The sequence below is a fragment of the Deinococcus puniceus genome (assembly GCF_001644565.1).
Taxonomy (GTDB): domain Bacteria; phylum Deinococcota; class Deinococci; order Deinococcales; family Deinococcaceae; genus Deinococcus; species Deinococcus puniceus.
The window spans coordinates 1876134-1902054 of sequence record NZ_CP011387.1 but is presented as its reverse complement, the minus strand read 5'-3'; the positions used below and the strand labels follow the sequence as shown (position 1 = coordinate 1902054).

Sequence of the window (25921 nt, the reverse complement as noted above, 5' to 3'; positions counted from 1 at the left end):
CCAAACCACGTTCCACGATCCACCTTCCATTCACGTTCTACACTCCACCCATGACTCCTCAGCCCGTCAATCTCGCCGCCGCGTTTGCCAGCTTCGCTGAGGTCTACGCCCCGCGTGTGGCCGCCGAACTGAACGGGCAGATGGTCAAACTGGCCCAGATTCAGGGCCGCTTCGTCATGCACTCTCACCCGCACGAGGATGAGCTTTTTCTGGTGCAGCGCGGCGAACTGCTGATGCATTTTGAAGACGGCCCCACCCGCACCATCCGCGAGGGCGAGTTTATAGTCGTGCCGCGTGGCGTGCGGCATTGCCCTGACGCGGTGGACGTGTGCTGGGTGCTGCTGTTCGAGCCTGCCAGCACCCTGAATACGGGCGACGTAGGCGGCGAACGCACCCGCGACGCCGTGCCACTGGCGGTTTCTACAGATGAGGCCCAGTCTTGACCCGCGCCCTGTACTACGAAGACGGAACGCACTTAACCTTCGACAGCGTGGTGAATGACATCAACGGCTCTGAAGTCGCGCTGGACGCCACCGCCTTTTATCCCGAAGGTGGGGGGCAAAATGGGGACGCGGGCTGCCTGACGTGGGCCGGGGGGACGGCTGCCGTACTGGACACCCGCAAAGACAAGGCCACCGGGCAGATTTGGCACCTGCTCAAAGACCCGCCGCCGCCTGTGGGCACGCCCGTTGCGGGACAGGTGGGCGCGGCGCGGCGTTGGCGGCAGATGCAGCGGCACAGCGGCGAGCATCTGCTGGCGCAGGCGTTCCGGCGCGTGAATCCGGCGTTCAGCGTGGCGGCGGTGGGCATGAGAAACCCCGAATGCACGCTGGATTTGGAAGGCGACCCAGCAGAAATTCATGTGCAGGCCGCCGAAGCCCTGCTGCGCGAAACCTTGGGCCGCACTGATTTGACGCTAGAGACGCCCACCGTTTCCGAAGACGACTTGCACCTGTACGCCCCGCGCCGTGAAACCAAAGTGCGTGGGCAGGTGCGCCTCGTCATCTTCCGGGACGGGGCAGGGGAAGCCTTCGACGTGAGCGCGTGCGGCGGCCTGCATGTGCCGCGTGCCAGCCTCGCCGCCCCGGTGGTGATTCTGCGGACAGAACGCATCCGGGCGGGCCTGACACGGGTGGTGTTCATGGCCGGAGAGGAAGCCGCCGAATACCTGACCCGCGTGTACGAGGAAGCCCGCGCCCTCGCTCAAGGCTTCAGCGTGCCGGTAGACCGCTTGCCCGAACGGGTGGCCGCCGTGATGGCCGAACGGGACGTGCTGAAAGCCGAAGCCGCCGCCCTGCGCGACACGTTGGCCGGAGCGTTGCTGGGAGCCGCACCCATAGAAATCGTGAATGGCCTGCCCGTCCGCTGCGTCACTCTGGACGATGTTGCCCTGCTGCTGCCCACGCTGAATGCCGTGCCAGATGGGGAAGTCGTGCTGGCCTTGGCTCCGGGCGGGCGGTGCGGGATGGCTACGCCGCTTGCCGATGTGAATGCGGGGGCCGTGTTGGGCGCAGTGCTGAAGGCGACAGGTGGCAAGGGCGGGGGCAAACCCGCCATCGCACAGGGCACGACGCCTCAGTCAGACGGTTTTTTTGCAGCCGTTAACGACGCTTTATCGGTTCTCGTCTTTCAGCAAGTTCCCGAAGCTCAACCGGAGATGGTAGGAATGCTGAAGCCCAAGCCCTCGAACGAAGCTTAACAAGACCCACGTAAAAGCCTGACGCACCCGCCCACCCCGCCCTTCCCACGATCCACTCTCTACACTCCCTTCACCGCCACCGCACGCAGCCTTCGGTAATCCGCCACCCACTCCGCCCCAGTCCATATCTTCGGGCGGGCGTAAGCTTCGGCCTCGGCCAGCACTGCTTCCCGGTCTGCGGGACTCAACGGAGCCAGCCACGCGCTGCCGAAGCCTTCCAGCCATGCGCGGAAGCCGTCTTCTCCCCTTAGCCCGGTGGGGCGGGCAAACCAGTGGGTGCGCTCTACACGCAAGCCCGCCGATTCCAGGAGCGTCGCCAGTTGCGCGGTGGTGGGAAAGACCCACGGGTGAGGCAATTCGGGCAGGCCAAGCGTGGTGGTGGCGTGATTCACAGCGTCTATCACGGTTTGCACGTTGCCCGCGCCGCCCATTTCCAGCACCAGCCGCCCATCCGGTTTCAGGGCCTCGGCCACCCGCGCAAACACCGTGTCCAGCGGCTTCATCCAGTGCAGCGCGGCGTTGCTGAATACGGCGTCAAATTCGGATTGGTAGGCCAGCGCGTGCGCGTCTGTCACCTCAAACGTCAGACCAGCAACAGTGTGGGCAACCCGCGCGGCGGCGATCATGTCGGGGCTGGCATCCACGCCCAGCACCGCCGCACCCGACTGGGCCATGCGGGCGGTCAGTTCACCCGTGCCGCAGCCCAAATCCAAAATGCGCTCGTGTGCCTTCGGTTCCAGCCAACTCGCGGCAAGATCGGCGCTGGCCTCGAACACGAAAGCATGGCGGGCGCGGTACTGATCGGCGTCCCAGTGGTCGGCGGCGGCAGAGACAGAGGCAGGGTCAGTCATCGTCTGTGTACTGTAAGGGCTGGCCAGCTCAGGCCGCGCAGAGAAGATGCAGAGAAGATGTGGAGCGAGGGTTGACTCGGACAGGCTGCGCCCCCGCCGGGTGTACCCCCATCCCTGTCCCGCAGGCTGTCTCCGACTTGTGATTCACTGTATTTGTCAACAGGATGCTCACCCCCATCAGATAATCGGCCAGATGATCGGCGTCTTCACGCTTTGAATGTGACTCACCGAGTCGTCACGGTTCCTCTTCCCGCCTGTCTTCCAGCAGCATTTCTCAGCCTTGCCCGGAGGTTCTATGAATCGTTGTTCTTCGTTGCTGGCCTTGTCGCTGGCTCTGGCGTTTCCATCTGCGTTGGCGGGAAGCCTGACGGTCACGCAGTCCTACGCCCTCAATAACGGGGTGGCCCAAGACGCCGCGTGGTTCCGGGACGGCAAGCGGGTCGCCATTGCCGTAGAAAATACGGTGGTGATCGCTGACCCGGCAGGCAAGGCTCTGTCTACCCTGCGCGGCCCCACCGAACCCGTGACCCGCCTGAGCGTCAGCCCAGACGGCACGCTGGTGGCCGGACGTTCCGACGGTGTGCTGTACGTGTGGCGCGTGGCGGGCGGGGCAATAGTGCGGCGCTGGCCGCCTGTGGGCGACACCAAATCTTTTCCGGTGGTGCGCGGCGCGTTCCGGGCCGACAATTCCTTGTTGCTGTTGCAAGACGATCAGGACGCGCCCTTGCTGGTGCTGAATCCGGCAACCGGGGCCACCACCCAACTGGCCGAATACGGCCCCGAAGACCTGATCACCTCTGCCGACGGCAAAACGGCGCTGGTCGTGGATTACGGTAAGGCCTTCATCACCGACACCGCCACCTTCAAAAAGAAAGGCCCCAGCGCCACCTACACCAAAATCGGCAACGCGGCCCTCAGTCCGGACGGCACGGTGGGGGCCATTTCGGGCGACAGCGGCAAGGTGCAGATTCTGAGTGCCTCTGCCCCCGCCCGTACCCTTACCACCAGCCTGAAGGTGCCCGGAATCGCCTTCCTGAACAGTGCCAACCTGCTGCTGATGGAAGGCGGCAGTCTGGAGCAACTGGCCGTCGCCACGGGCAACAAGGTGGGCAGCGTGCTGAAGTCTCCGCTGGAAGAAGACCGCCTGATCGTGTCGGCAAGCGGCGTCGCCATCGGGCTGTCCAGCAATTTTCCGCCCAGTGTGTTGGCGGTCACGCAGCCTGCCGGAAGTAAGATCCTCGGCTTCCCGGCCAGCAAAGTGCAGAGCGTCGGATTGACCGGAACGCAGCCCACCGCGCTGCAATACAACGCGGGCACGGTGCTGGGCAGCGCCGCCGCCAACAACCGCCCGCTGGAAACGGGTGACGCCGCCGTGCCGATCTTGGCTTCGGCGGCGGGCGTGACGCTGGCCCTGATCGATGCCGAAGACGGCTACGAGGTCGGGCTGATGCAGGGGAGCAAGCTGGTGTCCGGCCCAGCCCTCACCGACTTCGAAGACGATCTTCAACTCTTTCAGATCAGCTCTGACGGCAAGTTTTTGCTGACCCACGACGGCTACACGCTGGCCGTCACCGATCTGGCCCGCAACACCACCTCTGTTCATAGCGCCGAAGACCTCGATTTTGGAGATGACCTGTTCGATCTGGTGGCGGTCAGCGCAGACGGCAAGGAAATCGCCCTCGTGACCTACGACGGCTACGCCCTGCGCGTCAATGCCCAGACCGACGAGATCACCACCGAGGCCCAGTTGCCCGAAGGAGCCGAGGCGAACCTCCTTGACCTCGCCCCAGACGGCACGATTGCCCTCGGCCTGCGCCGCGACGATGAGGCCGAGGTCTGGCTGTTCAAGAAGAACGCCACCACGCCGTTCAAGCAGCTCAAGTTTTCGGGCTGGGTGGATGACCTGCGCTTCAGTCCCAGCGGCAAGGAACTGGCCCTGAATGTCAGCGGCGCTTACTCCGGCATCATCGTTCTAGACCCCAGCAGTGGCACGGAACTGGCCCGCAGCGTGCCTCTGTCTTTGTACGACGGCGGCCTGACGTGGAATGCAGGCGGCACTCAATTGCTGGTGGGGCGCGGCGTCAACGGCAAAGTCGCCAGCGTGACCTTGCTGAATTTCAAACGCTGAACGGGACGGATGTCAGCGAGGGGAACTGGGGTAGAGACGGCCCCCGGTTCCTCTGTTTCTGGGAGGTGATCCTGATTCCGATTGAAAGCGCCATAGTTTGGCGCTTTAATCCGAGCAGAGCGAGGAGGAAAGAGTACGGGCTACGCGATATGGAGCCGTATCCGGTGCTGTCCCGGATATGGCGGAATGGAGCGGAGTCCGTATGAGGTGTTGGAGATGAGGCAGTGAAGGTGACTGGGCAACAGAGGGTCAACGCCCAAACGCGCCCGCTCTACTTCGCCGCTTGCTCCAGCTCCCGCAGATGCTCGATGCGGTTTGCTGTGCCGGGATGACTCTGCAATAGGTTTTCCAAGGAATTCCCCTCCTTGACGCTGTTTTCATCGGCCTCGGCGTCGTCGGCTTCTAGGCGGGCCAAGATGTCGCGCAGGGGCTTGGTGGTGCCGTACTTTTCCAGCATAAAGGCTCCGGCCACCTCGTCGGCCTGCGTTTCGGCAGCCCGCGAGTAGCCGCGTTGCAGCAGGGCGGCGGGTACGGCGGCGGCGAAGGTTCCGGCACTGATCAGATCGCCCGTGACCACCGTGGTCAGCAGCGTCAGCCCCAGCGCCTGATACACCCCCGCCAGCCCGTGCCTGCTGGTCACGTGGCCGGATTCGTGCGCCAGCACGCCCATCAGCTCGCGGTCACTGCGGGCCAGCGCCACCAACTGATCGGTCATGACGACTGTGCCGCCCGGCAGCGCGAACGCATTGGCCCCCAGCGGAAAGCCGCCGAAGCTGTCCTCTCCCTCGGTTTTCGGCTGGCCGTCGCGCAGCAGCAGGCGGTACGGGTACGCGCCGCCCGCCCAACCCACCACCTGCCGGAACCCGCGCTGCAACTCGGCCTGCCGCGCCGCACTCAGTTTGGACGGCCCCAGATACGGCGGCTGATCCAGCAATTCCACCGTTTCCCGGTCAAAGGTGGCCAGCACGTTGGGGGGCGTGGCTGCCGCAGCGGTGCGGGCTATGGCGGGCAGGCCAAAGGTAATAAAACCCCACACGAACGCCGCCATGACCGCCAGAGCGCCCAGCGCCAGCCCCCAACTGCCCTCCAGTGTCCGCACGGCGCCCAGCATCCGGTTGCGGCGGGTGCGCTGCTCTATGGCCCGAATCGCCGTGTCGTCTGCCGTTTCAAAGCGGGTTCGGTCTGGAAATTTCAGCACCCGGCGCACGCCCGGCAGCGGCGGCTCTATGGTCACCTGTGTCAACGGCCAGCGGGCTTCTGTGCCGCCAGCAATGCCGTCACTGTCGGCCTGCAGCGTCACCTGATCGCCCTGAACGGTCAGCCGGGCGGCGCGGTCACGGCTGCTGCGGCCATCAAAATAAATGCCCTCTATCTGCACGCGCTCAGGTGCATGGTCGGCTCCGTTGCCCGTCATCAGAACCCCAGATTGATGTCGAGAAGTTCGGTGGCGGCCTCGCCCAACGCATTCTCGCCCGGCGTCGCATCGGCGGCGAAGTCGTCGAGGCTGGCAATGGCCAGAACCTCTATCCCGCCCAGCACGTAGCGGGAGCGGCGCACGGCGGCCCAAGGCGTGGCCAACCCCAGCGTCAGCACCTGCACGGCGGCGTTGCTGAGGCCGATCCACGCCAGCATCCACGGGCTGAATGTTGCGCGGGTTCGCACCACGCCGCCCAGTTCGAGGCTGTTCAGCACCAGCTTCAGCGTCGCGCCCCGGATGTACTGCCACGACAAGGAGTAGGCCGCCAGAAAAGCCAGATACAGCACGGCTATTCCGGCAAAAGCCCCCAAAAATCCAACGTCGGTACTGTCCGAAAAAGGATTGTTGGACGAGAGCAGGGCGAACCCCGCGATCAGGGGCACAGCCAGCACCACCACCGCCCCGATGACCAGTCCCAGCGCCGTCAGGCCGATCACATAAAAGTTGCCCACATCGCCCCGGAAGGTGGCGCGGGCGCGGCCAAACGCGGCGTGTTCGACCTGATAGCGCCGCTGCATGTACCACGCCCAAGGCAGGGCCAAGCCGCTGGACAAGCCCGCCGCGATATTGGCGACCCCGTAGGCCAGATACGCCCCGCCTGCCTTGCCATGAAAGCGGAAATTCAGTCCCCGGTGCGCTGTGCTGGCCGCCAGAAAGCGCATGGATTTCATGACCAACCACGGATACAGCGCTACGAAACCAACGCCGATGATGCCCACCACCCATTCCCAGCCCTGAAACTGGAGATTGGTGGCCAGCGTGTACGCACCGAAAAACGCCGAGACGATCAGGTAGCTGCGCAGCAGGGCCAGCGGGTTGGCGGTGTATTCGAAGTTCTGGCCGTCTACCCACGTATGCCCGTAAAAATACTGCCGGGTTCTGACTCTGGCCCACGGCAAATACAACCCCAGCGTCACGATGGTCAGTGCCGTATTGACGATCCACAGCCGGAAAAATTCGCCTGACGTTCCAGTAAAACCGACAGGATAGGTGCTGATGGTGGGGGGAGGAGTGGGCGCGGTTGGAAGGTCAGGGGCCAGTGAATCTCGCCCCGGCTTGCTCAGGTTCACAGCGGGCGCATCGGTCTGACGCTCCGGCGCAGGGGAAGAAAAGGTGGGGTCAGACATGGGGGCAGTGTAAAGTCTGCGGGGGACACAGCAGGTCAGGTTTGCCTGTCTGGGGCCAAGGGGTTTGGCCGTGAGCTGTCTGCCCCCGACCTATTTGACCCCGAAACCGAAAAAGCGGGGCGACCCTTCGTTCTGGCCTGCGCCCCGCATCCACTTGATTTTTTTTTGGAGCCTGAAGTGCTCAGGCCCGCCCAGTTATACGGACTCCGCTCCATTCCGCCATATCCGGGACAGCACCGGATACGGCTCCATATCGCGGAGCCCGTAGTCTTTCCTACTCGCTCCGCTCGGATTGAAGCGCCAAACTACGGCGCTTTCAATCGGAAGCAGTGTTACCAGCGGTTGCCCCCGCCCCGGCTCTCGCTTCCCCCGCCCATCGGTGCGGGCGCGGCCTTGGTCACAACCACGTTTTTGGCTTGCGGGCCTTTGCTGCCCTGCCCGGCTTCCACTTCGAACTCCACTTCGTCGCCCTCGTTCAGCTTGCGAAAGCCGCCGCTCTGAATGGCGCTGTAGTGGACAAACACGTCTGGATTACCAGGATGCTCGATAAAACCGTAGCCTTTCTCGATATTGAACCATTTGACTCGCCCTTCTGCCATAACTCTCCTTGCTTCTCCATGAACCTGCCGCCGGGTCACTGGCCCACTGGGTCAGCGCCGCCAAATGGGGCCGGGGTAGAGATAGTCGGCAGTATCGCATAGAGACGGCCCGCACTGTGCCGAGAATGCGGGGAACATTAAAGGAAGCACGCCTGCCGATGCAAACCAACGAATTCCAGTGGCTCAGACCGATGTTAGTAAGGAGGAGGGTTCCATTGCGCCTTTTTGCCTGTCTCCTGTATTTTATCTGACCAAAAGATCAATAAAAGGCCTGTGCCGCTGTAGATGCCGCACTGCTCCGCCACCTTCACTCATGTTGTTCGGACTGAGTAGGCAGGTGCCATTTTCCTGTCCCTGTGTCCACTGCTTTAGACGGGCCTGTTCGTTCTCTGAGTTGGACGGCTTCAATGCTCATCAGATGCACCGATCTCGCGCCTCAAGCGGCGGCTCATGCGTATACTCCACCCATGACGGCGGCACGCGACAACTCTCTGGCTCCCAGTTCCGCCATTCCCGGTGCGGGCGGCGTGGTGTTCGATGCCCTAGGGCGCGTGCTGTTGGTGCGCTACCGGGGCAGCGGCGCGTGGGCTTTTCCCAAGGGGCACGTAGAACCGGGCGAAACGCTGGAACAGACCGCCGTGCGCGAGGTGCAGGAAGAAACGGGCGTCCGTGCCAGCGTGGTTGCGCCGCTGCACGTGACGCAGTACACCAATGACCGGGGCGAGGCCCGCCAGATCCACTGGTTCAGAATGGTGGTAGAGACCGGCGCTCCTACCCTAGAACATACCTTTGCAGAGGGCGGATTCGCCGAACCTGCACAGGCGCTCTCCCAGCTTTCCTACCCCGAAGATCAGCAACTCTTGCGTGCCGCGCTTGCCCAGTTGGGCGGGTAGGCCGCCACTCTGGAGGCCGAATGCCGCTCTACGCTCTCGCCGAATCCTCGCCCGATCTTCACCCCAGCGCCTTTATCGCCCCCAGTGCCGACCTGATCGGGCGCGTGAGTGTGGCCGAGGGAGCCAGCGTGTGGTTCGGTGCCGTGCTGCGCGGCGACCTCGAACCCATCGTTGTCGGCGCGGGCAGCAATATTCAGGACGGAGCCGTGCTGCACAGCGACCCCGGCTTTCCCTGCACGCTGGAAGCAGACGTGACCGTGGGGCACCGGGCCACCGTGCACGGGGCATGGTGCGGCGCGGGCAGTCTTGTGGGGATGGGAGCCACCATGCTGAACGGCAGCCGACTGGGAGAGGGCGCGGTGCTGGGGGCCGGGGCGCTGCTCCCCGAGGGCCGCGAGGTGCCCGCCGGAATGCTGGCGGTGGGCATTCCGGCGCGGGTGGTGGGGCCAGTGGCCGCGCCCGCCAATGCCGACAGGTACAGGCAAAACGCGGAGCGTTACCGGGCCGAGTTGAGACCCGTTCAGGCCGAGGCCGGGGCATGACCGGACGCGACGACGCCCGCAAACGCCCCGGCAATGGGGGCCGAGGCGGGGAAGACCGGAAAGACAGGCGGGAGAAAAAAGGCCAGTTGCCGGAACTGCCCACGAATGGGGGAGATCCTCCGCCAGAGCTGACCGCAGACGCCGCCCTGGTGCCCACTCCGCCTGCCAAACTGCCCCGCAAAACTGTCGTGCTGCCCGATCCTGCGGCCAGTCTTGCCGCACCTGCCGACAGTCTCAGCATCGGCCCAGTTGCCGACCCTGTTGTAGCTGCCCGCCCCGGCGAATCTGAAAACGACCCACCCGAACCCGGCCCGCCCGAGATTCAGAATTACGACGGTCAGGACGATCTGGCCGATCTGACACCCGAACTCGTCCCGATGTTCCCCGGTGCTGGCCCGTTTCTGGCGCGGTTTCTGCCCTATTCGCCCCCCACCCACGCGGGCCTGAATCAGAATTTTTGCGACCTGCACGCCTTCCTGAAGTATCTGCATGAGGCGGCGTGGTACGGCTACTTGCACGCCAGCTTGGGCGACCAAGCCGCGTATGTGCTGCTGTTCGAGGGCCGCACGGTCACGGCGGCGGCGGCGAGTGCCACAGGTGAGCAGGCGCTCGGAGAACTGCTGAATCTGTACGAGCAGGGTGCGGCTCTGAGCGCCCATCCGCTTCCAGCGGTGCTGGCGCATGTCCTCAGCGGCATCGGCAACCGTGCCTGGAAGTTTAACCTGACCGAGGATTTTACTGGACTGCACGCCCGCCCCACCGGAGCCATCTTCTATGCACGCGGCGAAATCGTGGCCACGTTGCCCGCCACCCTGCCTTACGAGGGCGCGTTTCCGGCCCCGCTGCGCCCCCAAACCTTGATTCTGCCGCGCAGCTTGGCGGGGTGGGCGCACCACCAGTACACGCTGACCCTGCGCGGCAAAGACTCCATGAACGCTATTACTGGCATGTATCAGCAGTTTCGCACCCAGCACGGCCTGGCTGGAATCGCCTTTTTACGGGCGCTGGGCGAACGCCTGACTCCCGCCGAATACGCCATGAGAAGCGACGTGGCCCTGCACGATCTGGAGCCACTGGTGCAGGAATTCATCAAGACAGGGTGCGTGCGGGAAGGAGGCTGACGGCTGCGCGACGCGGGGTGTCAGAAAAGCGTCTAAGGGTCTAAGAAAAGAGTTCAAGTCAAGCTAGAGCAGGTGTCCCCGCGCCTCTTGCGACTCCTAGAGCTGCGAAACAGAGGGAGCCACTTGGCCACCGAACCCGCTCCAGCACCTTAGAACCTTGTCCTTTATGCCCTTAGACGCTACACCCGCCTCAGCGCATCGTGCGGGGCAATTCCTGCGAGGCCAGAATTTTCTTCGGCTCGCGGAATTCTATGTTTTCCCACTCGCCTTCCTCGATCACTTCTAGGGCGGGATTCTGGCGGCGAAAGTGGGCCACGAGGTTTTGCACGAGGTCGTCGGGCGTGCTGGCAGCGCTGGTGATGCCTACCGAAGTCACGCCCCCTAAGTCCAGATTCACCACATCGGTGTCGGTTTCTAGGCGGTAGGCGCGGCCACAGGTATCCAAGGCCAGTTCCAGCAGACGCATCCCGTTGCTGGAATGCGTACTGGTCAGCACCAAGAAGGCGTCCACGTTGGGCGCGATGTTCTTCACGGCGTCCTGACGGTTTTTGGTGGCGTAGCACAGGTCTTCGCTGGGTGGAATCACGAGAGCCGGAAAGCGGGCCTTCAGGATGTCTACGGTGCGGCGGGTGTCGTCCACGCTGAGGGTGGTCTGGGTCAGCACCACGAGGCGGGTAGGGTCGGGCACTTCCACGGTGTGCGGATCATGCAACCCTTCGCCCGTTTTGCCCAGCACGCCCACGAGTATGGTGTTATCGGGGGCTTCGCCACTTGTGCCGATCACTTCCTGATGCTTGGCACTGTCCCCGATGAGCAAGATGGTGTAGCCCTCGCGTGCATACTTTTTGGCCTCGGTATGCACTTTGGTCACCAATGGGCAAGTGGCGTCAATGGTCGCCAACCCCAGTTGCCGCGCTCGCTCGCGCACCAGTGGACTGATGCCGTGGGCGCTAAACACAACGGTTTCGCTTCCGGCGGGCAGGGCGTCTATATTGTCCAGGCTCTCCACGAAATGCACGCCGCCCTGCCGCTCCAGCCGCTCTACCACCGTGTGGTTATGCACGATGGAATGGTACACGGTCACGGGTTTGGCCTCCTCGCGGGCCGCCCGCTCCACCGCGCCAATCGCCATGACCACGCCCGCGCAAAAGCCGCGTGGTTTGGCCAGATACACCCGCTGCACTGTCATTAAGCTAGACCTCTCACATGCCCAGTGTAGGTCTAAGCGGTGCGCCTAAGGGTGGGATAAACGGGAAACGGGCAGATCAGCTGGAGTCGCCGCGCTGCCGGACGCCACATTCCGCATCCACCATTCACGCGGTACGGGGCGGCTGCCGTTGGCCCACACGTCTTCAAAGCTGGCCTGCTGTCCCTGCACCGCCGCCGGGTCAGAGGTCGCCAGCGCCGCTTCCGCCAGCCCCAGCCCGCCCCACGCGCTGAAATGGAAGTTCATGCTGCCCGCCAAGACCATCCGGCCATCCACCGTCAGGGCTTTGGTGTGCATGGGGAAGGTGGTGTAGCGGGCCTCGAACAGGTCTTCTTTGCCCAGTTGCCGGGCCATCAGGCGCACCAACGCCGCTCCGCTGCGGTTGGCGGCCCTGTCTATGCCGTAGTCCACCATCAGCACCCGCACCCGCACGCCGCGCCCAATCGCGTCCACCACGGCCCGCAGGTACACGGGCAGGGTGTCGTAGGGGCATTCGTCGGGACTCAGGTAGGCGTACCAGCAGGGCAGCAGCGGGCTAAAGGAGGCCTGCATCAGGTCGATCTGGGTGGTGGCGGCCCCCAACAGGCCGAGGTGGGCGCGGTCTGCCTGATCGAATCCGGGGCGGCGATGCAGCATGAAAGCCCGCGCCGTGCCTGTGGGGAGGGCGTGGCGGGCGGCGGCGGGATGGGTCACGGGGCCGGGGTCGCCCAACGTGCAGGCCGCACTGACCTGCTCTGGGCGCACATCTGCGGGGCAGCGCACCTGCCGCGAGTGCCGCCACAGGTCGTCGAAGGCCGCCACGCCGTCTTGCGCCACTGGCCCACTCATTCTCAGTCCTAGGTCGTGCAAGTCGTGCAGGCCGCCATTTCGTTCGTTTTGGGGCAAATGGGTATCGGTAAAGTTGAAGCCCGCCACTGTCAAATTCTGCCCGTCGATGACGTGTAATTTCACGTGGCTGTGCGGAAAATAGCGGTAATTGAGGACGCTGAGGCTCCAGCCCACTGCCGCATCTTCTAGCGGCACGCCCAGCGCCCTCAGGTCGCGCACCAACGCCAGCGGCATGGTCGCCCAGTCGGCCCTCTGCAACTCGGGAAAATTGCCCAGCATCAAGCGCACGCTCATGCCCTGCGGATAGGCGGCGGGGTTGGCCTGCACCCGCCCGTACAGGTCGCGCACCGCCCGCGCCACCGTCCAGCCGGGGCGGCCCTCGCCCGCGTGCCATTCCATGCTCGCCAGCAATACCTCGTTTTTTGCCTCCCGAATCTGCGCCGCGATCTGGTCGAAGGCATCCACCGGCGTGCTGGGACTGCGCGGCAACCGCTGGTACTCCACGAAAGAATTGCCGCACGACAAATCCGGGCGGCCTCCCGCTGTGGTTACGCGCCACACGGCCAATTCCAGCGGGTCGGTGGGCGGCAGGCAGGCTACTTCCGGCAAATTCAGCGGCGCGGCGGGCGACGCCGTACCCAGAAACAGGGGCAATTCGGTGGCGTGGGCTTGGCCCAGCAGGGCGAGGGTCATCAGCGTCAGCAGTCCAGATCGTTTGCACCAAAACAACAAGCTGAGGACAGAGACACGCATGAATGCCCCACCCTATCCCCTAAGCCGTGAGACAAAAGCCGCAAATCTGACGAGTTGTTCATCTTGGTGCGGGTCGTCTGGACAGCTCGGTCAGCATGAGGTCAACCCACCCGGCGCGGCCTATGCTGAAGCCGATGCAACGACTTTCAGGTGGGCCAGCCAGCCGCAGACGGGCGATTCGGGCGCGGCGGGGCTGGATGTGGGCAGGCATTATTTTTGGCGTGCTGATCGCCCTGTTTTTGGCTTCAGCCCTGCGCTCCAGCCTCGCGCGGAATGCACAGCCTGCGGGCAATCTTTTTCTCGTGTCTCCGGCGTGGAATATCGCCCATCAGGGCGGCGAGTTGCTGTGGCCCAGCAATACGCTGCTGGCCTTCCGTGAAGCGGCGGCGCTGGGTGTGCAGATGCTCGACACCGATATGCACGCCACCGCCGACGGTGTGCTGGTCTTGTCTCATGACGAAACCGTAGACCGCCTCACGGATGGCAAAGGCCGGATACGGGAGCTGACGCTGGCGCAGGTGCGGGCGCTAGACGCTGGGGCACGCTTCAGCCGCGACGGGGGCAAGACCTTTCCTTACCGGGGGCAAGGCCACACCATTCCCACGCTGGAAGAAGCGCTGGCCGCCCACCCGGAGTTGCCGTGGATCATCGAAATCAAGCAGGAAGCGCCCAGCCTCGCCGCCCCGTTTTGCGCCGTGCTGCGTCAGAGAAAAATGACCGAGCGCGTCATCGTCGCCAGCTTCAGTGACCGTGCCCTGCAAGAGTTCCGCGCCGCCTGCCCCGAAGTGACCACCTCTATGACCGAACGGGAACTGCGCCCACTGGTGATTTTGAGCAAAGTGGGACTAGGAAGCGTGGGCCTAGCAGGGTTGGCCCCCGCTGCGGGCCGTGCGGCACAGGTTCCGGTGCGGGCGGGCGGCATAGAAGTGGTCACGGCCAGCTTTGTGGCCCAGATGCACGCACGCGGCATTGCGGTGCAAGTCTGGACTATCAACGAAGAGGCCGAGATGCGCCGCCTGCTGAGGCTGGGTGTAGACGGCATCAACACCGACAGACCCGATCTGCTGAAGCGCGTGCTGGCCGAGGAGCAATAACTCTAATCCACCACCGTAAAGCCCAGCACTTCGGCCTGCTCTACAAAAAAATTGATGTTCTCGGTCAGCGTCTGTGCGCCGAGGCTTTTGCGGTGATGCTCGCCGGTGGCCGCGATGATCAGCGTTTCGGCGAGGCAGGCAGGCACTGCGCCCTCGCCAAATTGCAAGTCGATGCTGGTGGTCATGGAGCCGGGGGGCCGCACCACACCGCCGGGAATCACGCGCACGCCGGGAATGGCCTCCACGCTCACGTCCACATCGGCGGGCCGTCCTTCATCAAAAATCCACGCGCCCGGTTTCACATGCTGAGGAAAAATGACCGGATTCGGGTCGCTGGTGGCCGTAAACATCAGGTCGGCCTCGCGCAGGGTGTCGTAACTGGTGGTCGTGATGATTTCGGTGTCCTTGTTGGCCCGGCGCAGGGTGGTCGCGCTGCGTTCCAGCTTCTCCAGGTCGCGCCCCAGCATGATCACCTTGGCGACTTGCGGGGCAATGGTACGGGCAATGCCAAAGGCCACCACACCGTTTGCGCCCACTACAGCGGCAGTGGCGGCTTTCAGATCGCGGCCCGAACCTTCAAAGTGGGCCAGAATGCCCGGAATGGCGGCCTTGATGGTGCCGCTGGTATACGCGCCGCCGTTGGTGATGGTGATGTCGGGCACGGCGGCCTGCACGTCTACGCCTTTATTGCCCACCACGCTCCAGAAGGCTCCCAGCCCGAACACTTCGGCCCCCAGTTCACGGGCCAGCCTCGCGCCCTCTATGGCGCGGCGGGTGGCGAGTTCGGGTGCGTCGCGGAAGCGGTCAGGCAGGAGCGGGCTGCTTAGCAGATAACAGCGAATTTCCTTCCCCTCTACCGTGCGGATGCCGTGCAGCTCGCCCACTTTCATGGGCCGCACGTGGTCGGCCAGATGGCGCACGCTGGCCTCACTGACCAGGCCGCGTTCCACCATCGGCTTCAGCCAGGAAAAGCGTCCCACCGACCAGAAATCCTTGAGGGTCATGGGGTGGATCATGAAGGCGGCCACCACCACGTCGGCGCGTTTTCCGGCCATCGGCACTTCCTCGCCCACTCGCGGTTCGGTGCCGTCCAGCATGCGGCCCAGGTTTTCCTTGAAGCGCCAGGTGGCGGCCACCAGCAACCCCAGCGCCGCCAATTTGGCCGGAACCCCCAGCGGCAACAGGGCTACTGCCCCGGCAAACGCCGCCAGGCCCGCCAGGGTAGCCGCGCTGATATAGCCCCAGAATCCAGCTACAGCCGCGAACACCAGCACGGGCAGGGCCGCCGCCCACAGCGGCACGGCTCCGGTGGCCGACAACCCCGCCAGCACGCCCAGCAACACCAAGTTGCCCCGGCCACGCGGCAAGGTGGGGCCGTACAGCGCACGCGGCGGGTTCAGGTGGCCCAGATACGCCGCCAGTGCCGCCAGAACCATGACGCTGGGGTTATCCAAGCTGGACGCCATCAGCACCGCGATAAACCCTTTTCCGGCGTCCAGAGTGGCTGTGGCTGCGGCCAGCCCCGGCCCCACGCGCCGCAACATGTTTTCTATGCCCAGATTGTGGGCATTACTGACCCGCGAATCCACGCCAGAGCGCCGTAGCAGCCAGTCTCCGAGCGGCAAACTGCCCACCAGAAAAGCAACGACGAGCAGCAGCGCGGAAAGAAACAGCATGAGCGTCAATATACCCCGTCTGTGAATTGGGCTGGATCGCCGCCTTTGCATTGCCGCCTCTGCCACGCCCACTTTCCTCCGTCCTCACCGCCTCGTCAGGTCTGCGGCCTAAACTGAGAGGGATATGAAACGCCCCCTACTGCTGCTGGGTTTGGCCGCCGCTCTCGCTTCCTGCGCCCCCGCCCTTGTCGGCCCTCCCACCGGGCGCATCGTGAATACCAGTAACGGGCAGGAGGGCACCGTCAGTTTTGTGGCAGGCTCGTTGCAACCCCGCAGCGGCGCGGGGCGGCTGGAAAACAACGTGACCATTCAGATTGGTGAGCAGACTTACGTGGGCCGCACCGTGATCATCGATACGGCCAGCCCTGTGCCCTCACCCTTCGATCTGGGGTTGCAGTTCAATTTCGGCAACACGTGGAACGGCACAGGCGACCGCGATCCCTACTACGGCGTCGGCGGCACGGCCCGCACCCCTGCCCCCCGCCTCGTTTCGCGCACCGGCAACCTGATTGCCCGCACCGATGGCAACGCCTCCCGCACCCTGACCTGCACCCTGACCGTAGACGCGCAGGAGCACGGCTACGGCGAATGCACCGACAGTGGTGGCGTGCGCTACGCCCTGCAATTCTGAATCAGGAACAGCGCCCGGCGGTGGTGTGCTTGTGCGGAAGCACGCGCTTTCTGGCCCAGTTCGACGCGGCGAGCTTGGCTGAAACGTTGGCAGGGCGAATCGTCCTCAGTCTCGGCAGTCACCGCACGCCAGATGCCGAGGCTTTGGCCCATCTGAATGCTGTGCAGCAGGCGGACACGTTGGCCCGGCTCGCCACCCTTCACCGTCACAAAATCGATCTGGCCGATGAAATCTTGGTCATCAACGTGGGTGGATACGTGGGCGAAAGCACCCGCGCAGAAATTGGGTATGCACAGCGGACAGGCAAGCAGGTGCGGTATCTAGAAGGAACCTGATCTGAAGGGAACATAACCTAGAAGCACCATGAAGAGACGCGGAAAGCTTGAGCCTCCGCGTCTTTGTGCTGGAATTTTGTGTTGGAGTAGGTTTTACGACTGCTGGTACATCACGGCCCGCTTGACTTCCTCGATCAGTTGCGTGATTGGGATGTCGCGGGGGCACGCTTCGGTGCAGTTGTAGGCCGTGCGGCAGCGCCAGACGCCCGTGTTCTGGTTCATGATGTTCAGGCGTTGCTGGGTGGCTTCGTCGCGGCTGTCGAAGATGAAACGGTGCGCCTGCACGATGCTGGCGGGGCCGAGGTAAGACCCGTTGACCCAGAAGATCGGGCAGGAGGTGGTGCAGCACGCGCACAGGATGCAGTTGCTGGAGTGGGCCATGCGCTCGGCCAGTTCCGGCGACTGGATCCGCTCTGCGGCGGGTTCCGGCGACTCGTTGATGAAGTAAGGCATGATCGCCTTATACGAGTCGAAGAACGGCTCCATGTCCACCAGCAGGTCTTTTTCCACCTTCAGGCCGCGAATGGGCTCCACGGTAATCGTGTCGCCACTCTTTTTCACCACGTCGCGCAGCAAGGTTTTGCAGGCGAGGCGGTTGCGCCCGTTGATGAGCATGGCGTCGCTGCCGCAGATGCCGTGGCCGCAGGAACGGCGGAAGGTCAGGCTGGGATCCATGTACCATTTCACGTGGTTGATCACGTCCAGCACGCGGTCTGCGGCCTGAGCCTCCACTTCGTAGGTCACCCAGTGGGCTTTCTTGTCTTTTTCGGGGTCAAACCGCAGCACTTTGACCTTCAGGGTCATCATCGCCGCAGCGGTAGCGGGCGTGCTGGGAGTGAGTTGTGCTTGGGTCATGTCAGTCCTTTTGGAAGGTGGCCCGTGGAGTGTGGATCGTGGTCGGTGTTGTTCCCACGTTCTCCGATCCATCTCCCACGTTCCCAATTAGTACACTCGGGGCTTAGGTTCAAAGGCCCGCGTATACCCTTTCAGGCTCACGTCCTTGTAACCGATCAGCACGTTATTGTCGTTGTTCAGGTCTTTATAGGCCATCGTGTGCTTCAGCCAGTTGGCGTCGTCCCGTTCCATAAAGTCCTCGCGGTCATGTGCGCCGCGCGATTCGGTACGGTTCAGGGCGCTGGCCGTCATCGCTTCGGCGCAGTCCAGCATAAAGCCGAGTTCCATGGCTTCCATCAGTTCGCTGTTGTAGCGCTGGCTGGGGTCAGACACGCTCACGTTCTTGTAGCGGGCCTTCAGTTCCTTCAGAATCTCGACTTGCTTCTCCATATCCGGGCCGTTTCTGAAGATACCCACGTTGTTCATCATGGTCTCTTGCAGTTCCTTGCGGATCAGGGCAGCGTTTTCAGTGCCGCTGGCATTCTTCATGCGGTTCAGCATGTCCTTGCTCTCGGCTTCGGGGTCTTCGGGCATGGTGGCGTAGTCCACCTGACGGGCGTACTGCGCGGCGTAAATCCCGGCGCGGCGTCCGAACACGATCAGGTCTCCGAGGCTGTTGGTGCCCAGGCGGTTCGCGCCGTGGAGGGACACGCACGCTTGCTCGCCCGCCGCATAGAGGCCCTCGATGCTGCCGCCGTGCCCGTCGCTGAGGCACAGGCCGTTCACGTCGGTGGGAATGCCGCCCATCGCGTAGTGCGCCGTGGGCTGAATCGGCACCAAGTCCTTAATCGGGTCGAGGCCGAGGTACGTGCGGGCCAAGTCCGTAATTTCGGCCAGCTTCTGCTCGATGGTTTCACGCGGCAGGTGCGTCAGGTCAAGGTTGATGGCGTCGCCGTCGCGGCCCACGCCCCGGCCTTCGCGGATTTCGGTGATGATGGAGCGGCTCACGATGTCGCGGGGCGCAAGGTCTTTGATGGTCGGCGCGTAGCGTTCCATAAAGCGTTCGCCCGTGCTGTTGCGCAAGATTCCGCCCTCACCGCGAATGCCTTCGGTGACCAGAATACCCAGCTTAGAGAGGCCCGTGGGGTGGAACTGATAGAACTCCATGTCCTCAAGGGGCAGGCCCTTGCGGTAGTAAATGCTCATCAGGTCGCCCGTGAGGGTCAGCGCGTTGGACGTGATCTTGAAGATGCGCCCGTACCCGCCCGCCGCCAGAATCACAGCTTTGGCGTGGTAGGTATGAATCTCGCCCGTAGACAGATCGTAGGCCACGACGCCCCGGCAACGCCCGTCTTCGATGATCAGGTCGGTGACGTGAAATTCGTTGTAGAAGGTGGTTCCGGCTTTTACGTTCTGTTGGTACAGAGTTTGCAAAATCATGTGGCCGGTGCGGTCTTTGGCGTAGCAGGAACGCTCCACGGCGGCCTTGCCGAACTCGCGGGTGTGGCCCCCGAACTTGCGCTGGGCAATCTTGCCTTCCTCGGTGCGTGAGAAGGGCAGGCCCATGTGCTCCAGCTCGTACACGGCTTCAATCACGTCTTTGGAGAAAATCTCGGCGGCATCCTGATCGGTCAGGTAGTCGCCCCCCTTGATCGTGTCGAACATGTGCCATTCCCAGTGGTCTTCCTGCACGTTGCCGAGCGCCGCGCCCACTCCGCCCTGCGCCGCGCCCGTATGGGAACGGGTGGGGTACAGCTTGGAGATACAGGCCACGCTGACATTGCCCTTGGCGGCGTACAGGGCGGCCATCAGCCCCGCGCCGCCTGCTCCCACCACCAGAACGTCATAACGATGATGCATAGTTGGTTTCCTTTATTCGGGTGAGAAGGGTGACGGCTTAGAAAGGCCGTTCAAATGGAGAACAGACCAATCGTGCCGAATGCGAACACCACGGCGATGACCGTATAGAACAGGCCCTTGACCCAAGCCCGGTTGGGCCGTGACCGCACGTAATCTTCGATGGAGTAGCGTGCGCCGTTGGCTCCGTGCATCAAGGACAAGGCCAAGATCAGCCAGTCGTAGAACTTCCACGCCGGGTTGCTGAGTTTGCTCACCACGGCATCAAAGGTGGCGTCGGCTTCACTGACCTGAATAAACGTCATGTAGATGTGGCCCAAGATCAAGAAGATCAAGATCAGACCGCTGATCCGCATGAAGATCCACCAGTTCAGTTCGGCGTTGGAGTGCGACTGCTGCCGCGCGTCCATAAAGGTGCGTGCGCGAATCATCAGAAGCCTCCGATCAGGCGGGGATACAGGTGGTAAGCCGCGTACAGGGCGCTCAGGACACTGAGTACCATCACGCCGTACCACATCTGACGCTGATAGGCCACGCCCGCGCCCGTGAAGTCCATGACGATGATCCGCAGGCCGTTGAAAGCATGGTAGACCACGCCCGCCGTAATGAAGACCAGACCGATACGGAACGGCCACAGGTCATAGGTGTGATGGATAGCCATATAAAAACGCTCGCCAAAGATGAATGATCCGATGCTGAACACATGCAGCAACAGATAAGACAAGATCGCCAGCCCGGACAGACGGTGGAGCAGGAAGGCCCACTGCCCCTCTCTTCCTCGGTACATTCCTCAGTCCTCCTCAACAGTTCGCGCCTACCGCACCGCTCAGATCACTGCTTGGCTACTTCCGAGTCGGTGCGTTTCCTCTGTGGGTGAAAGGTTCACGCCACCATGTCAGACTGCTCTAGAATACCACCCAAACAGGCAAAGATCAGGTTGCCACTGCGGTGTTTTGCCAGTCTGCCCCGCATAGATGGACGCGGCAAACACAGGACGGCTTGGCCTAGAACGGTCTGGGATGGCAGTAAATCTACGGTTCTTTTGCACTGGGTCTATTCTCTCCCGTATGACTCAAAACACCGTGCTTCCTGATGCAAATGCGGCGGGGCTGTGAGCCATTCGGGGTGCATCAAACTCGGCTACGAATAGGGTAAGGTAGCGGCCTATGACTCTCGGCGCTTCCCCCCCTCCCAACGACGGCGAGTACGCCCGGAAACTCGCGCTGGCTATTCTCGGCACCTTGCAGTCCAAGGGAATCTTGACGGCTGCCGAGGTGGATTCCATCATGCTGGCCGCCCGCCGCGCCGCGCAGACTGCGGCCACGCAAAACGCCGCCCGGATCGCCCAAACTACAACCCTGCCCCCGGTCAAGTTGGCCGCGCCGCGTGCCACTCAGGCCGCCGATGCACCGTCTGGCACGGCAGGCTGGGTCAGCGTGGCCGGAAGCCAGTCGGTCATGCCCGCGACGCCTATCACGCAGGCCCAGATCACGGCGCAGGAAAACACCTTTACGCCACGTGTGCGACCGCCTCAGCCCGCTCCGGAACCTACGCCCGAAGCAGCCCCAGCACAGCCGGAATCTGCTCAGCCTGAATCTGCACAGCCGAAAGGGGAAACAGACGCCAAAATGGATAAGCCCCCTGTCATTGACATGCAGCTGGATTGAAGCAGTCCGTCCTGAAATGCTGGACAATCTAAGATTCAGAGTGGGGGAGACAAGGCAGTCTCTCCCACTTTGGGTTTCTGCTCCGGCCAGTTTGCCCATGCCGCGCCGAGCAGGATCACGCCCGCCGCCACCCAGACCGCTCCGGCCAATCGCTCGTGCAGCACAGCGGCGCTGAGCAGCAGGGCCACCGCAGGCGCGAGGGTGTTCCAAACGGCAGTTCGGGCCGCGCCCAGAATGTTGGCTCCGTTGGCCCACGCCAAGTACGCCAACACATTGGCCCCCAGTGCACTCACCACGATGCCCAGCACGGTCAGCGGCGCAAGTTGATTCAGGTCATGCAGGTGCGGCACGGCCCACAGCAAGTAAGGGAGACAGCCCAGTAGGAGGCTGAACGCTACGAACGGCAGCGCCCCCAACTGCGCCGTGAGCGGGCGGTTGAACAGTGTGTAACTGGCCCACGCGCCCGCTGCCGCCAGCACCCACCCCAACCCGCCCAGCGAAACAGTGGCCCCCGGTTGCAGCGTAACCGCGAGCAACCCCAGCAGTCCTGCGAAGGCCACCGCCACGCCCGCTGCCTGTCGCCCACTCACTTTTTGGCCCAGCAGCAAGCCCAGTGGCAGCACCAGCACCGGCACGACTCCCGTGACTAGGCCGCCTACGCCCGCCGGGTTGGCGCGAATAGCGGTCAGAAAGAAGGCCTGAAACAAGGTATTGCCGAGGAAGCCTACGGCGGCCACCGCCAGCCACGTTCGGGCGTCCCAACGCGGCCAGCCGTGCGCCCGCACACTCAGCGTCACCAGCACACTCCCGGCAATAACAAAGCGCCCCACGTTGATGGTTTCGGCGTTGGTGCCGCCCAGCAGGGCTTTGAGGAGCACCACGTTCGCGCCCCACATCACCACGGTCAGCAGCACGCCCACCAGTGCCCGCCGTTGCAGGGCCACAGAAGGGGCCGTCATGAGCGGCGGCCAGCGCAGAAGAAGGCCCACCAAGAGGCGCTGAATTGTCGCGGAGTCACAGGCCAGAGCATACGCGGGCCGGATTGTGGGTGTCCCGATAGGCTGTCTGGTGGGGAGTCATAAGCAAGCAGAAGCGGGCAGCCTTGGCCACCCGCCCCGAGTTGTCGTCCGTGTTTACAGACTCACCGTATCGTTCTTGCCCATGTTCTGCTGCTTGCCCGTAATCGCGCCCTTCGCCATCTGAATAAAGCTGCGAATTCTGCCGTCGCTTTCCCAGTATTCCGCGCCGTGAGCGTGAATCTTGATCAGTTGGATGTTCGGGTCTTCCTTGCCGCCCTCGAAGTACGTCTTGTAAAAGTCGTTCCAGAGTTCGTCCAACTTGGCGCGGTCTTCCACCAATTCGGCCCGGCCCGTCAGGCTTACGTAGTTGCCCTTTTCGGGGTTGGAAAAGCTCAGATTCACTTCGGGGCGGTGGCGCATATCGTCAGTCGATTCGGCGTCTTTGTTGCCTAAAAACCAGATGTCGCCGTCAAATTCCTGCTCCTGCGTGGTCATCGGGCGCGAGTGCAGGCGGCCTTCCGAGGTGATGGTGGTCAACATGGCAAACTTCACGTCTTTGATGATGGCCGCGACAGCCTTGATGCTCTGCTCGGGCGTTGTTCCGGTGGCGTTCTGATCGTCGCTCATAGGCCGAGCTTGGCACGCCGCCTGCGCCGGACTTTGGCGGCTGAGGCACCGTCTCAATACCTTCTGAACTTTAGGTCAAGAAAATGGATAGACCGGGTGAGGGAACGCGGCTTACGCTTTGGCCGTTTTGACGTGGGCCGTATCGGGCACGTTTCTGACCAGCAGAACGCCCAGCATGAAGAAGGCGGCGGCGATCCCGAAGACCAATGTGTAGCCCAAATTGTCGCCCTGACGGTTGCCCCAGTCCAGCAAAGCGCCTTGCGGAGCGCCGATAAACTGCGGCCCTACGAAGGCCACGTGCCAGATGCCCATGTCGCGGGCATACGATTTGGCGCTGGGCATGGCGTCGCTGCCGAGGGCCCAGTCCACGCTAGTAAATGCGCCGAAGCCGAGGCCGAATACCACTGCCAACGCCAACGCCGTACCGAATCCCGGCGCGATCAAGAGCAAAATGGCTGTCAGGGCCATCGTGGTGCCCGCCACGTAAATCACCGGTTTTCGGCCCACCCGGTCGCTGATCCGCCCGCCCAAAAACGCGCTGAGGATAGAGGCCACGATGATGCAGCCTGCGAGGAGTGAACTCGCCGTCACGCCGTCTTTTTGGTTCAGCACATCTACGCTGTAGTACTGCAAAAAGGGCTGCACGCTGTACTGGCCCAGCGCAAACAGTACCCGCGTAATAAAGACCCACAGGAACGGCTGGTAGGAAAAAAGTTGTTGCCAAGACAGGGTGGGGCCAGCCGCCAATTCGGGCGCAGGGGTCGCGGTTTCGGGGACGCCGCGCATGGTGATCAGGGCGGGCACGAGCAGCACCACCGCGATGACCGCAAACGAGACGAAGACGGGCAGATTCAGCGTGCCCACCGCGAAGGCCACCACCGCGCCCAGCAGTTGGCCCACCGCTTGAAGCATGCCCATGACGCCGCTGTAGCGCCCGCGCAAACTGGGCGGCACCAGTTGTGGAATCAGGGCGCTATACGGCGCGGTGGCGTAATTGTTGCCGAACTGCACCAGCAAAAATCCCAGCACGTACACCAAGAATCCATTCGTGCCCGTCATCAGGGAGGCGGCCAGAGCCATGACGCCGAGGCCCGCCAGATTGACGGCTAAGCCCAGCCGGATATAAGGCAACCGCTTGCCCGTGCGGTCAGAATGTGCGCCCACCAGCGGCGGCAGCACCAGCGCCATAATCGCGCCCACCGCCGTCAGAGCGCCCAGATAGGTGCCTTTGTTGGCCTCGCCCACGAACCCCACCACGTTGGCCGGAATAAGAATGATCAGGAGCAGGAGCCAGTGAAACGCCGTGCCGAACCAAAACGCCGAGAGCGTCCACGGCGACACAGTGGGCGCGGCGGGCGCAGGGAGTGAAGAGAGGGTCATGTGAGGCGAGTATAGGACGGGCCGGGTCTGCTGCCTGTCTCGCAGCCTGCACCCGACTCACCTTGTTCACCCTAACGCCCGTTTGGTACCTCGCCCAGATTCGCTATGCTGCCAGCCTATGACCAGTTCCAAACTGAATAAGTTGTATCCCAGTGCCGAAGCGGCGCTCAAGGACATCGTGGCCGACGGGCAGACGGTGGCGGTGGGCGGCTTTGGCCTGTGCGGCATTCCCGAAGCCCTGATTGCCGCCCTACGTGACAGCGGTGTGCGCGGCCTGACCGCCGTGAGCAACAATGCGGGCGTGGACGGCTTCGGGCTGGGCTTACTGCTCGCCACCCGCCAGATTTCCAAGATGATTTCCAGCTACGTGGGCGAAAACAAGGAATTCGAGCGACAGTATTTGGCCGGAGAACTGGAACTGGAATTCACGCCGCAGGGCACGCTGGCCGAGCGCATGCGGGCAGGCGGCGCGGGCATTCCGGGGTTCTATACCAAAACCGGAGTCGGAACGCTGGTGGCTGAAGGCAAAGAACACAAGGACTTTGACGGCCAGACCTTCTTGCTGGAGCGCGGCATCGTGGCGGATATCGCGTTGGTGAAAGCGTGGAAGGCCGACGCTTCGGGCAATCTGGTGTTCCGCAAAACGGCCCGCAACTTCAATCCTCTGGTGGCGACGTGTGGACGGGTCACGGTGGCCGAAGTGGAAGAACTGGTAGACGTGGGCGAGCTAGACCCCGATCAGATTCACACACCGGGTATTTACGTGCAGCGCCTGGTGCTGAATGCCGCCCCTGAAAAACGCATCGAGCAACGTACCACTTCAGCAGGGACGGTGAAGCTCTAATGGCTTGGACACGCGATGAAATGGCCGCCCGCGCCGCGCAGGAATTGCAGGACGGCTTTTATGTGAATCTGGGCATCGGCTTGCCCACGTTGGTTGCCAACCACATCCCAGCCGGGATTGGGGTCATGCTGCAATCCGAAAACGGCCTGCTGGGCATCGGCCCCTTTCCCACCGAATCGGAAGTCGACGCCGATCTGATCAACGCGGGCAAGCAGACGGTGACGGCCTTGCCGGGGGCCAGCTTTTTTTCCAGCGCCGACAGCTTTGCCATGATTCGGGGCGGACACATCAATTTGGCGATTCTGGGGGCCATGCAGGTCAGCGCGGCAGGCGACCTTGCCAACTGGATGATTCCCGGCAAGATGGTGAAAGGCATGGGCGGCGCGATGGACTTGGTGGCGGGCGTGCAGCGCGTGGTAGTGCTGATGGAACACACGGCCAAGGGCGGCGCACCCAAGATTCTGGCCGAATGCGACCTGCCCCTGACGGGCAAAGCGGTGGTTGACCGGATCATTACCGAACTCTGCGTGCTGGACGTGACTGGGGCAGGGTTGCGCTTGGTGGAGCTGGCTCCGGGCGTGACGCTGGAAGAAGTGCGAGAGAAGACAGGAGTGGCGGTGCAAGAGCAGTAGAAAGAGCAGTTGTCCTCCCCTCAAGGGGGCGTTGCACAGGCACGGGGGGGGGTCACCTTCCAACGTTTACGTCAAAACCCCCCAGTCTGCTTCGCAGCCA

General features: G+C 63.1%; 26 protein-coding genes. 12 read left to right on the top strand and 14 right to left on the bottom strand.

What is annotated here, in order from left to right; genetic code table 11:
• The first annotated feature begins 50 nt into the window (after positions 1–50).
• Positions 51–443 (top strand): cupin domain-containing protein, encoded by a 393-nt coding sequence (locus SU48_RS08645; protein ID WP_064014904.1) that lies wholly within the window; start codon positions 51–53, stop codon positions 441–443.
• Positions 440–1699 carry an alanine--tRNA ligase-related protein gene (locus SU48_RS08640; protein ID WP_082869725.1) on the top strand — a complete coding sequence of 420 codons (1260 nt, stop codon included), beginning with the start codon at positions 440–442 and terminating at the stop codon, positions 1697–1699. Before SU48_RS08645 ends, SU48_RS08640 begins: the two co-directional genes overlap by 4 nt.
• Positions 1700–1758: 59 nt before the next feature.
• On the opposite strand, the gene SU48_RS08635 is transcribed toward SU48_RS08640, so the two are convergent.
• Positions 1759–2550, bottom strand: coding sequence for a class I SAM-dependent methyltransferase (locus tag SU48_RS08635; RefSeq protein ID WP_064014903.1), 792 nt, complete (start codon positions 2548–2550; stop codon positions 1759–1761).
• 295 nt (positions 2551–2845) lie between these two features.
• Between SU48_RS08635 and SU48_RS08630 the strand changes: the two genes are divergently transcribed.
• Positions 2846–4678, top strand: a complete 1833-nt coding sequence (locus SU48_RS08630; RefSeq protein ID WP_157451128.1) for a WD40 repeat domain-containing protein — start codon at positions 2846–2848, stop codon at positions 4676–4678.
• 271 nt (positions 4679–4949) lie between these two features.
• Here SU48_RS08630 and SU48_RS08625 read toward each other — a convergent pair whose 3' ends face one another.
• The 3 genes from SU48_RS08625 to SU48_RS08615 form a co-directional block, all read right to left on the bottom strand.
• Positions 4950–6092: a M48 family metallopeptidase gene (locus SU48_RS08625; RefSeq protein WP_064014901.1), complete on the bottom strand. Its 1143-nt coding sequence runs from the start codon at positions 6090–6092 to the stop codon at positions 4950–4952.
• The gene (locus tag SU48_RS08620; RefSeq protein ID WP_064014900.1) at positions 6092–7282 is read right to left on the bottom strand and encodes a YjgN family protein; all 1191 of its coding nucleotides are present in this window, start codon (positions 7280–7282) and stop codon (positions 6092–6094) included. The genes SU48_RS08625 and SU48_RS08620 overlap by 1 nt, the downstream gene beginning before the upstream one ends.
• A gap of 332 nt (positions 7283–7614) precedes the next feature.
• Complete coding sequence (locus tag SU48_RS08615) at positions 7615–7881, bottom strand: cold-shock protein (protein WP_064014899.1); 267 nt, start codon at positions 7879–7881, stop codon at positions 7615–7617.
• Positions 7882–8348: 467 nt separating this feature from the next.
• On the opposite strand from SU48_RS08615, the gene SU48_RS08610 reads away from it, so the two are divergent.
• The 3 genes from SU48_RS08610 to SU48_RS08600 are packed head-to-tail and all read left to right on the top strand — an operon-like array spanning position 8349 to position 10437.
• On the top strand, positions 8349–8774 hold the full coding sequence (locus SU48_RS08610; RefSeq protein WP_064014898.1) for an NUDIX hydrolase: 426 nt from the start codon (positions 8349–8351) through the stop codon (positions 8772–8774).
• A 20-nt stretch (positions 8775–8794) separates the two neighbouring features.
• Positions 8795–9316, top strand: coding sequence for a gamma carbonic anhydrase family protein (locus SU48_RS08605; protein ID WP_064014897.1), 522 nt, complete (start codon positions 8795–8797; stop codon positions 9314–9316).
• Positions 9313–10437, top strand: coding sequence for a hypothetical protein (locus tag SU48_RS08600; protein WP_231881577.1), 1125 nt, complete (start codon positions 9313–9315; stop codon positions 10435–10437). Before SU48_RS08605 ends, SU48_RS08600 begins: the two co-directional genes overlap by 4 nt.
• Positions 10438–10627: 190 nt before the next feature.
• On the opposite strand, the gene ispH is transcribed toward SU48_RS08600, so the two are convergent.
• Together ispH and SU48_RS08590 are read right to left on the bottom strand one after the other, a co-directional pair.
• Positions 10628–11626 carry a 4-hydroxy-3-methylbut-2-enyl diphosphate reductase gene (ispH, locus tag SU48_RS08595; protein ID WP_064014896.1) on the bottom strand — a complete coding sequence of 333 codons (999 nt, stop codon included), beginning with the start codon at positions 11624–11626 and terminating at the stop codon, positions 10628–10630.
• A 45-nt stretch (positions 11627–11671) separates the two neighbouring features.
• Positions 11672–13165 carry a phospholipase D-like domain-containing protein gene (locus tag SU48_RS08590; protein ID WP_197474634.1) on the bottom strand — a complete coding sequence of 498 codons (1494 nt, stop codon included), beginning with the start codon at positions 13163–13165 and terminating at the stop codon, positions 11672–11674.
• Positions 13166–13359: 194 nt separating this feature from the next.
• Between SU48_RS08590 and SU48_RS08585 the strand changes: the two genes are divergently transcribed.
• Positions 13360–14319, top strand: a complete 960-nt coding sequence (locus tag SU48_RS08585; RefSeq protein ID WP_231881576.1) for a glycerophosphodiester phosphodiesterase — start codon at positions 13360–13362, stop codon at positions 14317–14319.
• A 2-nt stretch (positions 14320–14321) separates the two neighbouring features.
• On the opposite strand, the gene SU48_RS08580 is transcribed toward SU48_RS08585, so the two are convergent.
• Positions 14322–15995, bottom strand: a complete 1674-nt coding sequence (locus SU48_RS08580; protein ID WP_064014893.1) for a glycerol-3-phosphate acyltransferase — start codon at positions 15993–15995, stop codon at positions 14322–14324.
• A 124-nt stretch (positions 15996–16119) separates the two neighbouring features.
• Here SU48_RS08580 and SU48_RS08575 point away from each other — a divergent pair, with 124 nt between their 5' ends.
• Both SU48_RS08575 and SU48_RS08570 read left to right on the top strand, forming a co-directional pair.
• Complete coding sequence (locus SU48_RS08575; protein WP_064014892.1) at positions 16120–16626, top strand: lipoprotein; 507 nt, start codon at positions 16120–16122, stop codon at positions 16624–16626.
• Positions 16584–16961 (top strand): hypothetical protein, encoded by a 378-nt coding sequence (locus SU48_RS08570; RefSeq protein ID WP_231881575.1) that lies wholly within the window; start codon positions 16584–16586, stop codon positions 16959–16961. The genes SU48_RS08575 and SU48_RS08570 overlap by 43 nt, the downstream gene beginning before the upstream one ends.
• 93 nt (positions 16962–17054) lie before the next feature.
• Here SU48_RS08570 and SU48_RS08565 read toward each other — a convergent pair whose 3' ends face one another.
• The 4 genes from SU48_RS08565 to sdhC form a co-directional block, all read right to left on the bottom strand.
• On the bottom strand, positions 17055–17816 hold the full coding sequence (locus SU48_RS08565; RefSeq protein WP_064014891.1) for a succinate dehydrogenase iron-sulfur subunit: 762 nt from the start codon (positions 17814–17816) through the stop codon (positions 17055–17057).
• 87 nt (positions 17817–17903) lie between these two features.
• A complete protein-coding gene (sdhA, locus tag SU48_RS08560) occupies positions 17904–19655 on the bottom strand; it encodes a succinate dehydrogenase flavoprotein subunit (RefSeq protein ID WP_064014890.1) in 1752 nt (583 codons plus the stop codon).
• Positions 19656–19705: 50 nt separating this feature from the next.
• Positions 19706–20083: a succinate dehydrogenase hydrophobic membrane anchor subunit gene (locus tag SU48_RS08555; protein WP_064014889.1), complete on the bottom strand. Its 378-nt coding sequence runs from the start codon at positions 20081–20083 to the stop codon at positions 19706–19708.
• On the bottom strand, positions 20083–20439 hold the full coding sequence (gene sdhC / locus SU48_RS08550; RefSeq protein ID WP_064014888.1) for a succinate dehydrogenase, cytochrome b556 subunit: 357 nt from the start codon (positions 20437–20439) through the stop codon (positions 20083–20085). The genes SU48_RS08555 and sdhC overlap by 1 nt, the downstream gene beginning before the upstream one ends.
• 379 nt (positions 20440–20818) lie before the next feature.
• Here sdhC and SU48_RS08545 point away from each other — a divergent pair, with 379 nt between their 5' ends.
• Positions 20819–21319, top strand: a complete 501-nt coding sequence (locus tag SU48_RS08545; protein WP_064014887.1) for a hypothetical protein — start codon at positions 20819–20821, stop codon at positions 21317–21319.
• Between the two features lie 35 nt (positions 21320–21354).
• Here the strand turns inward: SU48_RS08545 and SU48_RS08540 are convergent, their stop codons facing one another.
• From SU48_RS08540 to SU48_RS08530, 3 genes are all read right to left on the bottom strand, one after another.
• Positions 21355–22278 (bottom strand): DMT family transporter, encoded by a 924-nt coding sequence (locus tag SU48_RS08540; RefSeq protein WP_064015949.1) that lies wholly within the window; start codon positions 22276–22278, stop codon positions 21355–21357.
• A gap of 174 nt (positions 22279–22452) precedes the next feature.
• Entirely contained in the window at positions 22453–22965 is a 513-nt protein-coding gene (locus tag SU48_RS08535; protein ID WP_064014886.1) for a pyridoxamine 5'-phosphate oxidase family protein, read from the bottom strand.
• A gap of 111 nt (positions 22966–23076) precedes the next feature.
• The gene (locus SU48_RS08530) at positions 23077–24345 is read right to left on the bottom strand and encodes an MFS transporter (protein WP_064014885.1); all 1269 of its coding nucleotides are present in this window, start codon (positions 24343–24345) and stop codon (positions 23077–23079) included.
• 133 nt (positions 24346–24478) lie between these two features.
• Between SU48_RS08530 and SU48_RS08525 the strand changes: the two genes are divergently transcribed.
• The gene (locus SU48_RS08525; RefSeq protein ID WP_064015948.1) at positions 24479–25189 is read left to right on the top strand and encodes a CoA transferase subunit A; all 711 of its coding nucleotides are present in this window, start codon (positions 24479–24481) and stop codon (positions 25187–25189) included.
• Entirely contained in the window at positions 25189–25821 is a 633-nt protein-coding gene (locus SU48_RS08520; protein WP_064014884.1) for a CoA transferase subunit B, read from the top strand. The genes SU48_RS08525 and SU48_RS08520 overlap by 1 nt, the downstream gene beginning before the upstream one ends.
• Positions 25822–25921 lie beyond the last annotated feature (100 nt).